General features: G+C 65.6%; 11 protein-coding genes. 3 read left to right on the forward strand and 8 right to left on the reverse strand.

Going from position 1 to position 11,762, the window contains the following annotated elements; all coding sequences use genetic code 11:
• Positions 1-81 precede the first annotated feature (81 nt).
• Positions 82-1,644, reverse strand: coding sequence for a leucyl aminopeptidase (locus ACX12D_RS15305; RefSeq protein WP_459371770.1), 1,563 nt, complete (start codon positions 1,642-1,644; stop codon positions 82-84).
• A gap of 139 nt (positions 1,645-1,783) precedes the next feature.
• Between ACX12D_RS15305 and lptF the strand changes: the two genes are divergently transcribed.
• Genes lptF through ACX12D_RS15320 form a run of 3 tightly spaced genes read left to right on the forward strand, consistent with a single transcriptional unit; the run spans position 1,784 to position 4,494 of the window.
• The gene (gene lptF / locus ACX12D_RS15310; protein ID WP_459371771.1) at positions 1,784-2,908 is read left to right on the forward strand and encodes an LPS export ABC transporter permease LptF; all 1,125 of its coding nucleotides are present in this window, start codon (positions 1,784-1,786) and stop codon (positions 2,906-2,908) included.
• The gene (gene lptG / locus ACX12D_RS15315; RefSeq protein ID WP_459371772.1) at positions 2,905-4,059 is read left to right on the forward strand and encodes an LPS export ABC transporter permease LptG; all 1,155 of its coding nucleotides are present in this window, start codon (positions 2,905-2,907) and stop codon (positions 4,057-4,059) included. The genes lptF and lptG overlap by 4 nt, the downstream gene beginning before the upstream one ends.
• Before the next feature lie 36 nt (positions 4,060-4,095).
• Positions 4,096-4,494, forward strand: coding sequence for a sirohydrochlorin chelatase (locus tag ACX12D_RS15320; protein WP_459374035.1), 399 nt, complete (start codon positions 4,096-4,098; stop codon positions 4,492-4,494).
• A gap of 85 nt (positions 4,495-4,579) precedes the next feature.
• Here the strand turns inward: ACX12D_RS15320 and cobA are convergent, their stop codons facing one another.
• The 7 genes from cobA to ACX12D_RS15355 form a co-directional block, all read right to left on the reverse strand.
• Entirely contained in the window at positions 4,580-5,350 is a 771-nt protein-coding gene (gene cobA, locus ACX12D_RS15325) for a uroporphyrinogen-III C-methyltransferase (RefSeq protein WP_459371773.1), read from the reverse strand.
• Positions 5,351-5,397: 47 nt separating this feature from the next.
• On the reverse strand, positions 5,398-6,702 hold the full coding sequence (locus tag ACX12D_RS15330) for a sulfate adenylyltransferase subunit 1 (protein ID WP_174427935.1): 1,305 nt from the start codon (positions 6,700-6,702) through the stop codon (positions 5,398-5,400).
• Positions 6,703-6,840: 138 nt separating this feature from the next.
• Complete coding sequence (cysD, locus tag ACX12D_RS15335; protein WP_459371774.1) at positions 6,841-7,803, reverse strand: sulfate adenylyltransferase subunit CysD; 963 nt, start codon at positions 7,801-7,803, stop codon at positions 6,841-6,843.
• Positions 7,804-7,814: 11 nt separating this feature from the next.
• A complete protein-coding gene (locus ACX12D_RS15340; protein WP_459371775.1) occupies positions 7,815-8,603 on the reverse strand; it encodes a phosphoadenylyl-sulfate reductase in 789 nt (262 codons plus the stop codon).
• Complete coding sequence (locus ACX12D_RS15345) at positions 8,600-9,181, reverse strand: DUF934 domain-containing protein (protein ID WP_459371776.1); 582 nt, start codon at positions 9,179-9,181, stop codon at positions 8,600-8,602. The genes ACX12D_RS15340 and ACX12D_RS15345 overlap by 4 nt, the downstream gene beginning before the upstream one ends.
• Positions 9,182-9,198: 17 nt before the next feature.
• Positions 9,199-10,878, reverse strand: coding sequence for a nitrite/sulfite reductase (locus ACX12D_RS15350; RefSeq protein ID WP_441633205.1), 1,680 nt, complete (start codon positions 10,876-10,878; stop codon positions 9,199-9,201).
• A 29-nt stretch (positions 10,879-10,907) separates the two neighbouring features.
• On the reverse strand, positions 10,908-11,681 hold the full coding sequence (locus ACX12D_RS15355; RefSeq protein WP_459371778.1) for a sulfite exporter TauE/SafE family protein: 774 nt from the start codon (positions 11,679-11,681) through the stop codon (positions 10,908-10,910).
• Positions 11,682-11,762: the final 81 nt, after the last annotated feature.

Here is an 11,762-nt window from a genome sequence, read left to right on the forward strand (position 1 = left end):
GAAGCTAAACAGGGACGGACCCGCGCAGATGCCGGCGCCGGCCCGTCCCTGCTGTCAAGCATCAAGCTTAACCATCCAGCTTCAGCCAGCGCGGTCCATCAGGAACTGCGCCAGCAGGGGCACCGGGCGGCCGGTGGCGCCCTTGGCTGCGCCGCTCTTCCAGGCCGTGCCGGCGATATCCAGGTGGGCCCAGTCGTACTTCTCGGTATAGCGCGCCAGGAAGCAGGCGGCGGTCACGCTGCCGGCCGGGCGGCCACCGATATTGGCCATATCCGCAAAGTTGGACTTGAGCTGGTCCTGGTAGTCATCGTCCAGCGGCATGCGCCAGGCGGTGTCCATGGCCTTGCGGCCGGCTTGCAGCAATTGGTCCGCGAGGCCGTCGTTGCGCGCGTACAGGCCGCTGTTGACGTGGCCCAGCGCGATGATGCAGGCGCCGGTCAGGGTTGCCACATCCACCACGGCGGCCGGCTTGAAGCGCTCCACATAGGTCAGCGCGTCGCACAGCACCAGGCGGCCTTCGGCGTCGGTGTTCAGGATCTCGATGGTCTGGCCGGACATGCTGGTGACCACGTCGCCGGGCTTGGTGGCGTTGCCGGCCGGCATGTTCTCGCAGGTGGGAACCACCGCGATCACGTTCAGCTTGAGGCCCATCTCGGCCACCGCCTGCAGCGTGCCCAGCACCGAGGCGGCGCCGCACATGTCGTACTTCATCTCGTCCATGCCCTCGCCGGGCTTGAGCGAGATGCCGCCGGTATCGAAGGTGATGCCCTTGCCAACCAGCACCACCGGCGCCTGCTTGGCCGAGGCGCCGTCGTAGCGCAGCACGATGAACTGCGGCGGCTCCACCGCGCCCTTGGTGACCGCCAGGAAGGCGCCCATCTTGAGGGCCTCGAGCTGCTTGCGGCCCAGCACTTCCACCTTGAGCTTGTGGCGCTTGGCGATGCCGCGCGCGGTATTGGCCAGGTAGGTCGGCGTGCAGATGTTGGACGGCAGGTTGCCCAGGTCCTTGGTCAGCTCCATGCCGTTGGCGATGGCCGCGCCGCGGACCACGGCCTGGGCGGCCGCCTTGGCGTCGGCCGCGTCGACCGTGAGCACCACCTTGCGCAAGCCGGTGAGCTTGTCGGCGCCGTTGCCGTTGCTGCTGCCCTTGGCGTTGGCGCGCTTGAGGCCCGGATGGCGCTCCAGCAGGCGGTAGCCGGATTCGCGGATCAGGGTGACGGTGGTGATCAGGCGCCAGGCCAGGTCGCGGGCGTTGCCAGCCTGCTGCGGGGCCTGCTGCTGGGCGAGGCACCACAGCACATTGGCGGCGCGCGTGCCGGACAAGGCACGCAGCGCGGTGCGCACAGCCTCGGCGAACGCCTTGTCGCCGAACTCGGCTTCCTTGCCGAAGCCCACCAGCAGCACGCGGGCCGCGCCCACGCCGGCCACTTCGTGCAGCATCAGCTGGGTGCCGCGCTTGCCTTCGAAATCGCCCAGCTTGACGAGCCGGGAGACCAAACCCTTGGTTGCCACGTCGAGCGCCTTGGCCACACCGGCCAGGCTCTGTCCTTCAAACAGGCCCACCACCAGACAATCGGTCTTGGTTGCCAGGAAACCATTTTGGCCCGCTTTGCTCCAATCCAAGGCTTTTGTGCTAAATTCCATCGCGCTTCCTTCCAGGGGCTTGTCCACCACGAAAGCTCCTATTATCCGCGATTTGCTGCCGCCGGTCCGCTATGCTTGCTAGCAAGCCCCCCGGCACCGACATCGCCCGCGCCGGCCGGCAGCCCGGAACCGACTCCGCATGATCTTTCAACAAGCCTTGCGTCGCGAGCTCGCATACACCGCCGGCGCGGTGTTTCTGGTCATGCTGACCTTCATGCTGACCTCGCTCGTAATCCGTATTCTCGGCATGGCCGCCAATGGCCAGGCCAGCCCCAATGACGTCCTGATGCTGATCGGCCTGGCCACCATTGGCTACCTGTCGATCCTGCTGTCCGCCACCCTGTTCATCTCCACCCTGATCGTGCTCACGCGCTGGTACAAGGACTCGGAGATGGTGGTGTGGTTCTCGGCCGGCATCTCGCTGCGCGACCTGGTCAAGCCGGTGCTCCAGTTTGCCGCGCCCTTCATCATCATGTCGCTGCTGCTGGGCATGTTCGCCTGGCCGTGGGCCAACCAGCAAAGCGCGCTGTTCCGCGACCGCTTCGAGCAGCGCGGCGTGCTGTCCATGATTGCCGCCGGCCGCTTCATCGAGCCGGCCAAGGGCAATTACGTGCTGTTCATCGAAGGCATCGACGCCGACATGAAGCACGCGCGCAACGTCTTCGTGGCCAACGCCGAGGCCGACAAGATCGGCGTGGCGCTGGCCCACCAGGGCCAGTTCCAGACCATGCCCAACGGCGACCGCATGGTGGTCATGGAAAACGGCCGCCGCTATGCCGGCACGCCCGGCAAGATCGACTACCGCATCGTCGAGTTCGACCAGTACGCGGTCAAGGTGGACAACAAACCACCTGAGTCGGAAGCCAACCTCCCGACCAAGAGCCGCGACACCATCGACCTGCTGCGCAACCCCAACAACGAGAACCTGGGCGAGTTGCTTTGGCGCCTGTCGCTGCCGCTGCTGGCCTTCAACTTTGTGCTGATCGCCATCCCGCTTGCCTACGTCAACCCGCGCCTGGGCCGCTACACGCCCCTGGTCTTCGCGGTGCTGATCTACCTGACCTACAGTAACGTGATCAATCTCTCGCAGGCCTGGGTGCGCTCCGGCTCCATCCCGTTCTCGATGGCCTGGTGGCCGTTCCACCTGATCGCCCTGCTGGGCGCGGTGATGCTGTTCCGCTACCGCCAGAACCGCAGCCTGGGTGGCTGGCGCGCGGTCTTCGGCCTGCCCCGCAAGGGTGGCGCCCGGGGGAACCAGGCATGAAGGTATTGCGCGTCTACGAGCGTTATTTCGCGCGGCTGATCTACGGCGTCTTCGCCTTCATCCTGTTTGCGGTGCTGGCGCTGTTCGTGTTCTTCGACATGCTCAGCGAACTGGAGAGCGTGGCCGGCCGCTACACCTCGCTGGTGGCATTCTTCCACGTCATCCTGCAGGCGCCCACCCGCATCTATGAGGTGCTGCCGATCGCGGTGCTGATCAGCGCCATCTATGTGTTCTCGCAACTGGCCAGCCAGTCCGAGTACACCATTTTCCGGGTGGCCGGCCTGAATACGCGCCAGGCGCTGTTCTCGCTGTTCAAGCTGGCGATTCCGCTGGCCATCGCCACGTTTATCTTCGGCGAATTCATCGGCCCCAAGGCCGAGCAGTACGCGCAGAAGGTCAAGCTCGAAGCACTGGGCGCCACGGTTTCGGCGGGCTTTCGCTCCGGCGTGTGGGTCAAGGACCGCGACCGCGATGCCGCCAAGGGCCATGAGGTCACGCGCTTCGTCAATGTGGCCGGCCTGCGGCCCGACCAGAGCATCACCGGCGTCACCATTTACGAGTTCGACGACCAATACCGCCTGAGCGTGATCCGCGTGGCCAAGGAAGGCCGCTACGAGGGCGGCCAGTCCTGGCAGCTCACCGGCGTGACCGAGACCCACTTCCAGGAACTGCCCAGGGGCGAGCCCGGCAAGGCGGACGCCCTGGCGCCGGCTTTCCGCGGCGAGCAGCAAAGCGTGCCCACCATGGCCATGCGCTCCGAGCTGACACCGCAGATCCTGTCGGTGCTGCTGGTGGAGCCGGAGCGGATGTCCACGGTGGACCTGTTCCGCTATATCCGCCACCTGCGCGACAACAAGCAGGACACCCAGCGCTACGAGATCGCCTTCTGGAAGAAAGTGATCTACCCGCTGACCCTGTTCGTGATGGTGGCGCTGGCCCTGCCCTTTGCCTACCTGCACGCGCGGGCCGGCGCGGTGGGCGTGAAGGTGTTCGGCGGCATCATGCTGGGGCTGTCCTTCCACTTGTCCAACACCCTGTTCTCGCACGTGGGGCTGCTGCATACCTGGCCGCCCATCGTCTCGGCGCTGATCCCCGGCACGCTGTACCTGCTGGTGGCGCTTGGCGCGTTGCGCTGGGTGGACCGGCATTAAGCCAGCCAGCAAGCCGGCAAGCATTGAGGCTCGATGATGAATACCACGCCCCCTCCCCGCCAGGCCATGGTGCTGTTCGGCCATGGCGCGCGCGATGCGCGCTGGCGCGAGCCGTTTGACCGGCTGCACGCCAAGCTGACGGCTGCGCTGCCTGATTGCGCGGTGCGCCTGGCCTTCCTGGAACTGATGACGCCTTCGCTGCCGGATACGCTGGCGGAGCTGGCCGCCGGGGGCGTTACCGACATCAATGTGGTGCCGGTGTTCTTTGGCCAGGGCGGGCATCTGCGGCGGGACCTGCCGGCCTTGCTGGATGATTGCCGGGGCAAGCTTCCGGGTGTGACGATCCGCTGCGCGGCGGCTGTCGGCGAGGATGACAGCGTGCTGGATGCGATTGTGGCTTATTGCGCGGGGACGCTCGCCGGCGGCAACGCCTAGCGCCCACGTAGCCCCATCGAAGCACCCAAAGAAAAAGCCGGGCAACGCAACGTTGCCCGGCTTTTTCTTTTAGCGCGCCAGTGCTTCAGGCTGCGCGCGTTTCCACGTATGCAACGTCGCCATCCACATCCTGCGGCACCACCTCGCTAGCCCGCGAGGCCAGCGCTTCGCCGATCATCAGCAGGCTGGGATGCACCGGGTTGATCCAGGCCGCCGCCTCGCCCGCTGCCATCTGGCGCAGCGTGAACTGGCGGCTGCGCTGGTGCGCCGAGGTAGCGGCCTCGACCACCCAGGCGGGGGTGGAAGCCGGCTTGCCGTGCGCGATCAACTGCGCGGCGATGGATGCCGCCTGGTCGCGGCCCATGTAATACACCACCGTATCGGCCTTGACATCGGCCTCCACGTCGATCGTGTCGGCTGCCTTGGATTGCGTCGCAAACGCCACGCTGCGCGATACGCCGCGCTTGGTGAGCGGCTTGCGGATCGCGGAAGCCGCCGCCAGCGCGGCGGTGATGCCCGGCACGATCTCGTACTCGATGCCGGCTTCTTCCAGCGCCTGCAGTTCCTCGTCGGCGCGGCCGAACAGCATCGGATCCCCGCCCTTCAAGCGCACCACGCGCTCGAACTTGCTGGCCTGATCCACGATCTGGCGGTTGATGAACAACTGCGCGGTAGAGCGCTGGCCGCAGCGCTTGCCCACCTCGATCAACTGCGCCTGCGGACACCATGCCAGCATCTCGGGCGAGACCAGCGCATCGTGCAGCACCACCTGGGCTTCGCCCAAAAGCCGTGCACCGCGCACCGTAATGAGGTCCGCGGCGCCGGGACCCGCGCCGATCAGATAGACCTTGCCCATGCCATGCTCCTTCGCGCTCACTGGATCGATTTGTCTATGCACTCGCCTCAGGCGAACGCACGGATCATGCCAGCGGCCACGGTGTGGTTGGTGGCTTCGTCGATCAGCACAAAAGCGCCGGTTGCCGGGTTGTCGCCATAGTTGTCGCAGACGATGGGCTTTTGCAGCGAGATCTGCACCGAGCCGATATCGTTCAGGCCGATTTCGTGGCGGTCGGTCTCGTGCAGCAGCGTATGCACGTCCAGCACGCGATCCACCGACGACACGCGTGCGAACACGCTGGCCGTGGTGTGCTTGAGCACATACTTGCGGGCCGGATTGAGCGATTCGTCATCGAACCAGCACAGGTCGGCGGTCAGCTTCTTGGCCGAAACGCTGTCCGCGGCGGCCGCCACGAACATATCACCGCGTGACACATCCACGTCTTCCGACAAACGCACCGTCACGGTCTCGCCCACGCTGGCCGATTCGGCCACGCCGTTGGGGGTCAGCACTTCGGCCACCAGCGCATCGCGGTTGGCGGGCAGCACGCGCAGCTTCTGGCCCACGCGCACGGTGCCTGCCTCGACCCGGCCGGCATAGCCGCGGAAGTCGTCAGCCTGGGCGCCATCCTGGCGGATCACCAGTTGCACCGGGAAACGCAGCGCAGCGTCGCCTTCGGGTGCGGGTTCTTCCACCGGCAGGGCTTCCAGCAGCGGCAGCAGCGGCTCGCCCTGGTACCACGGCATGGCCTGGCTGGCATTGACGATGTTGTCGCCACGCAGCGCCGACACCGGCACGTAGCGCACATCCTTCAAACCCAGCTGGCTGGCCAGCTCGGTGTAGGCCGCGCGGATCTGGTTAAAGCGCTCTTCGCTGAACTCGACCAGGTCCATCTTGTTGATGGCCACGATCACGTGTTGCAGCTCCAGCAGCTTCAGGATGGCCGAATGGCGCTTGGTCTGCGCCAGCAGCTCGGCGCGGCCGTCGGTCACGGTCACGCGGGTGGCGTCGACCAGCACGATGGCGGCATGCGCGGTGGACGCGCCCGTCACCATGTTGCGCGTGTACTGCTCATGCCCCGGCGTGTCCGCGATGATGAACTTGCGGCGCGCGGTGGAGAAGTAGCGGTAAGCCACGTCGATGGTGATGCCCTGCTCGCGCTCGGCTTCCAGGCCATCGGTCAGCAGCGAGAAATCGATCTGCTCGCCGGCGGTACGCTTGTTCTTGGCGTTGGTCAGCGCGGTCAGCTGATCGGACAGCACAGCCTTGCTGTCATACAGCAGGCGGCCAATCAGGGTGCTCTTGCCATCGTCGACCGAACCCGCGGTGATAAAACGCAGCAGGCCTTGGTGTGTTGCTTGGGTGCTCATGTCAAATCCTTTCTTCATCCTGCGCAGCGCTCGCTCCGGCGCATAGGCGGGAGGCAGCGCTAGGCGCGTGAGGGCGACGTGTACATTGGTACACGAGCACTCTCGCAACGACGCGATGTGCCCGCCTATGCGTCCGGGTTAGAAGTAGCCTTCTTTCTTGCGGCGTTCCATCGACGCTTCGCTGGTCTGGTCGTCCATCCGCGTAGCACCGCGCTCGGTGATCTCCGTCACGGCCGTCTCGGCGATGATCTCGATCGGCGAGGCCGCGACGCTGGCCACCGGGCAGGTGCAGCTGATGTCGCCCACGGTGCGGAAACGCACCGAGATCACTTCGCTGACGTCGCCGTCCTGCTTCGGCGTGATCGGCGTGACCGGCACCAGCAGGCCGTTCTTCTTCACCACTTCGCGCTGGTGCGCGTAGTAGATCGGGGGCAGCTCAAGCTCTTCGCGGGCGATGTACTGCCACACGTCCAGCTCGGTCCAGTTGGAGATCGGGAACACGCGCATCTGCTCGCCGGCCGCCATGCGGGCGTTGTACAGGCTCCACAGTTCCGGGCGCTGGGCCTTCGGGTCCCATTGGCCGAACTCGTCGCGGAAGGAGAAGATGCGTTCCTTGGCGCGCGCCTTTTCTTCGTCGCGGCGGGCACCGCCCATCAGCGCGTCGTACTTGTTGGCTTCGATGGTTTCCAGCAGGGTCACGGCTTGCGCGGCATTGCGCGAGTCGGTTTCCTTGCGCAGGCGCACGGTGCCGCGCTTGATGGAATCTTCCACATGGCCCACCACCAGGCGCGCGCCAAGCTCGGCCACGCGCTGGTCACGGAAGCGGATCACTTCCGGGTAGTTGTGGCCGGTGTCGATATGCACCAGCGGGAACGGCAGTTCGGTCTTGCGGTCGCCCAGGCGGAAGGCCTTGAGCGCCAGGTGCAGCATGACGATGGAGTCCTTGCCGCCCGAGAACAGCAGCGCCGGGTTACGGCACTCCGCCACCACCTCGCGGATGATGTAGATGGATTCCGCCTCGAGCTTGTCGAGGTGATCGTTTTGCACTTGCAGCAGGTGCGCCACTTCCGGCGCGCCGGTCAGTTCGTTCATGATGCCCATTTCGTCTGGCCTCAATGCTTGATGTTCTGTTCGTGAAGCCCGCACTCTTTCGAGTCCTTGCTCTCCCACCACCACCGCCCGGCGCGTACATCCTCGCCAGCGCGCACGGCACGCGTACAAGGCTCGCAGCCGATGCTGGGGTAACCCTTGGCATGCAGCGCGTTGACCGGCACGTTATGGCGCTTCAGGTAAGCCCACACCTCAGCCTCGCTCCAGTCGGCGAGGGGGTTGAACTTGGGAATGCCGCGTGCCTCGTCCATTTCCTCGAACGGCAGCTCCGAGCGCGTCACCGCTTGCTCGCGGCGCTGGCCGGTCAGCCAGGCGTCCGCATGCGACAGCGCGCGGTTCAGCGGCTCCACCTTGCGGATGCCGCAGCAGCTCTTGCGCAGGTCCACGCTGTCGTAAAACGCGTTCAGGCCATGGTTCTTCAGGTAGTTCTCCACCGCCTCGGGGTCCGGCGTGAAGCGCTCGATGTCGTAGCCGTAATGCGCCTTGACCTCATCCAGCACTGCCAGCGTTTCAGCATGCAGGCGGCCGGTTTGCAGCGTGAACACGCGGATGCCGGCGCGCACCTGCTCGGTGCCGCGCAGGATGGCATCGGTCACCACCATGTCTTCGGCCGCCAGGCTGGACGCAAAGCGGGCGCGGAAAAAGCGGCCGGCGATCTCCGCCAGGCGCAGGCCCAGCTCACGCTCCTTGGCCGCCAGGTCCGCCACGCTGCCGGTGTACTCCGGCGCGGTCCACAGCGCCGGCGGGCGCAGTGACGAGACCGGAGCCTCGACGATAGCAATCTCGCTCATGCCGTTTCCTTGCCCAGCGCTTCGGCGCGGTTGCGGCGGAACAGCGGCAGCGGCTCATCCACCGATGCCTGGTAGGCCACGGTGAACTCGGTGAAGCCCTTGATGGCGTCATCGATGTTCTTGTCCGCGCGCACCGCGAAGGCATCAAAGCCGCAGCGCTTCATGAAGTTCAGCTGGTCGCGCAGCACGTCGCCAATGGCGCGCAGCTGGCCGGACCAGTTGTAGCGCGTGCGCAGCAGGTAGGCGGTGGAAAAACCACGGCCATCGCGGAACACGGGGAAATCCACCGCCACCACGGCCACGCTGGCAAACGCGCCCTGCGCGTCGGCCGGCTCGTCTTCCGGCGCCAGCCAGATGCCGGTGATGTCGGCAGCGCGGCCAGCCAGCACGCCGTCCTTGTGCGCCAGCCATGCGGTCAGCGGGAACAGCACAGCGTCCTTGCCTTGCGCGGCGGCGACGATTTGTTCGTCGGTCAGGGCCGCGCCCTCGGCACCGCGCAGCACCGTCCATGCATCGTCGATGATGACCGGAACCGGGCTGGCGCCTTCGCTGCGTTGCAGTTGAATAATCTTTGCCATGTCGTTATCTCCGGTGCTCAGGCTTCGGCGCGTTCGCGTTGTTTGTCGGCGTAGACGCGTTCCTTGAACGGGGCGATGCCGATACGGCCCAGCACGTCGATGAAGCGTTCGTCGTCATGGCGGTTGGCCACATAGGTGTCGATGATGTGCGACACCACGTCCGGCATTTCCTCAGCCTTGAACGACGGGCCAATCACCTTGCCGATGGCGCTCTTGTTGCCTTGCGCGCCGCCCAGCGTGACCTGGTACCACTCCTCGCCATCCTTATCCACGCCCAGCACGCCGATGTTGCCAACGTGGTGGTGGCCGCAAGCGTTGATGCAACCCGAGATATTGAGCGAGATCTCGCCCAGGTCGTGCACGTAGTCCAGGTTGTCGAAACGCTCCTGGATGGCCAGCGCGATCGGGATCGACTTGGCATTGGCCAGCGAGCAGAAATCGCCGCCCGGGCAGGCGATGATGTCGGTCAGCAGGCCGATGTTGGCGGTAGCCAGGCCACCCTTCTTGGCCTCTTGCCACAGCGCGTACAGGTCGCGCTTCTTCACGTCCGGCAGCACCAGGTTCTGTTCGTGCGCCACGCGCAGCTCGCCGTAGCCGTAGCGGTCGGCCAGGTCAGCGACCAGGTCGATCTGCGCATCGGTGGCATCTCCCGGGGGCGATGCCGGGCCGGGCTTGGTCGACAGCGTGATCGCGGCGTAGCCCGGCACCTTGTGCGCATGCACGCTGCGGCTCACCCAGCGGGCGAAAGCCTTGTCTTCCAGCAGGTGCTTTTCATACGAAGCGTCGGTGTCCGGCAGCTTGTCGTAAGCCGGGGGCGCGAAGTACTGCGCCACGCGGTCGAACTCGGCCTGCGTGATGGTGGCGGGACCATCCTTGCTGTGCTGCCATTCTTCCTCGACTTCCTGCGCGAACTTCTCCGCGCCGATCGCCTTCACCAGGATCTTGATACGCGCCTTGTACTTGTTGTCGCGCCGGCCATAGCGGTTGTACACGCGAATGGCCGATTCCACGTACGACAGCAGGTGCTGCCAAGGCAGGTCTTCCTTGATCACCGAACCCAGGATCGGGGTGCGGCCCAGGCCTCCGCCGGCCAGGATGCGCAGGCGCGTTTCGCCCTCGGCGTTGCGGTAGGCGTAGATGCCGATATCGTGCATCTGCACCACGGCGCGGTCATCGGCCGAAGCGGAGATGGCGATCTTGAACTTACGCGGCAGGAACGCAAATTCCGGCTGGAACGTGCTCCACTGGCGCAGCAGCTCAGCCAGCACGCGCGGGTCCACGGACTCATCCGGCGTGACGCCAGCGAAGTGGTCGGTCGTGATGTTGCGCACGCAGTTGCCGGAGGTCTGGATGCCGTGCATCTCGACGCTGGCCAGTTCGGCCAGCACGTCGGGCACGCGCTCCAGCTCCATCCAGTTGTACTGGATGTTCTGGCGGGTGGAGAAGTGGCCATAGCCGCGGTCATACTCGCGCGCGATATGGCCCAGCATGCGCATCTGCTTGCTCGACAGCAAGCCGTACGGAATCGCCACGCGCAGCATGTAGGCATGGCGCTGCATGTACAGGCCGTTTTGCAGGCGCAGCGGCAGGAACTCTTCCTCGGTCAGTTCATCGGACAGGCGGCGGCGCACCTGGTCACGGAACTGGGCTACGCGTTCGTTGACGATGCGCTGGTCGTATTGGTCGTACTGATACATGGTGTGGGTCCGTTCAGTATTCGTTGAATTCAGGAGACGAGCTTGATGGCCACCAGCGTCAGCGTGGTAGCCAGCGCGGCGCGCACCAGCCGCTCGGGCAACGCCCGCGACAGTTGCGCGCCCAGCCAGATGCCGGGGATCGAGCCCACCAGCAAGGCCAGCAAAAGGGTCCAGTTCACCGTGCCCAGCCACACATGGCCCAGGCCGGCAAGCGCCGTCAACGGGACGGCGTAGGCAATATCGGTGCCCGCCACTTCGGCAGGCTTCATGCGGGGATAGAGCAGCAGGATCAAGGTGGCGCCAACCGCACCGGCGCCGATCGAGGACACCGTCACCAGCACGCCGATCACGGCGCCCACCACGATGGTGGCAAGGGTCTGGGCACGGCCTTCAAGCTGGAATTGGGGGTTGCGGGACAGCCACGCCAGCAGCTGCCGGCGGAACAGCAGCGACAAGACCGTCAGGATCACCGACACGCCGATGGTCATGCGGATCGCGTGCAGCCACTGCGCGTTAAGCTCACCGGCGCTCTTGAGCACCAGGATGGCCACCACCGCGGCCGGCAGGCTGCCGATGCACAAGCGGCGCACCACCTGCCACTGCACATGGCCGTGGGCGCGGTGCGCCAGCGTGCCAAAACCCTTGGTAATGGCGGCGAAAGCCAGGTCGGTGCCAACCGCCGTGGCCGGCGAAAAGCCGAACAACAGCGTCAGCAGCGGCGTCATGAGCGAACCCCCGCCTACCCCGGTCAGACCGACGAGGACGCCTACTAGCAGACCGGAAACGGTATAGGCAAGAGACATTGGGGTTCACCGGGCCGGTAAGCGCCCGTTGCTGCCTAAAAGTGAGGCATGCACACGGAGGTTCCGACCGTTCATTAACAA

Source organism: Cupriavidus sp. PET2-C1 (assembly GCF_054515855.1).

Bases quoted from the DNA above. Each gene is read 5' to 3' on its own strand.
- ACX12D_RS15305 (WP_459371770.1), bottom strand. From the start codon at position 1,644: ATGGAATTTAGCACAAAAGCCTTGGATTGGAGCAAAGCGGGCCAAAAT.
- lptF (WP_459371771.1), top strand. From the start codon at position 1,784: ATGATCTTTCAACAAGCCTTGCGTCGCGAGCTCGCATACACCGCCGGC.
- lptG (WP_459371772.1), top strand. From the start codon at position 2,905: ATGAAGGTATTGCGCGTCTACGAGCGTTATTTCGCGCGGCTGATCTAC.
- ACX12D_RS15320 (WP_459374035.1), top strand. From the start codon at position 4,096: ATGAATACCACGCCCCCTCCCCGCCAGGCCATGGTGCTGTTCGGCCAT.
- cobA (WP_459371773.1), bottom strand. From the start codon at position 5,350: ATGGGCAAGGTCTATCTGATCGGCGCGGGTCCCGGCGCCGCGGACCTC.
- ACX12D_RS15330 (WP_174427935.1), bottom strand. From the start codon at position 6,702: ATGAGCACCCAAGCAACACACCAAGGCCTGCTGCGTTTTATCACCGCG.
- cysD (WP_459371774.1), bottom strand. From the start codon at position 7,803: ATGGGCATCATGAACGAACTGACCGGCGCGCCGGAAGTGGCGCACCTG.
- ACX12D_RS15340 (WP_459371775.1), bottom strand. From the start codon at position 8,603: ATGAGCGAGATTGCTATCGTCGAGGCTCCGGTCTCGTCACTGCGCCCG.
- ACX12D_RS15345 (WP_459371776.1), bottom strand. From the start codon at position 9,181: ATGGCAAAGATTATTCAACTGCAACGCAGCGAAGGCGCCAGCCCGGTT.
- ACX12D_RS15350 (WP_441633205.1), bottom strand. From the start codon at position 10,878: ATGTATCAGTACGACCAATACGACCAGCGCATCGTCAACGAACGCGTA.
- ACX12D_RS15355 (WP_459371778.1), bottom strand. From the start codon at position 11,681: ATGTCTCTTGCCTATACCGTTTCCGGTCTGCTAGTAGGCGTCCTCGTC.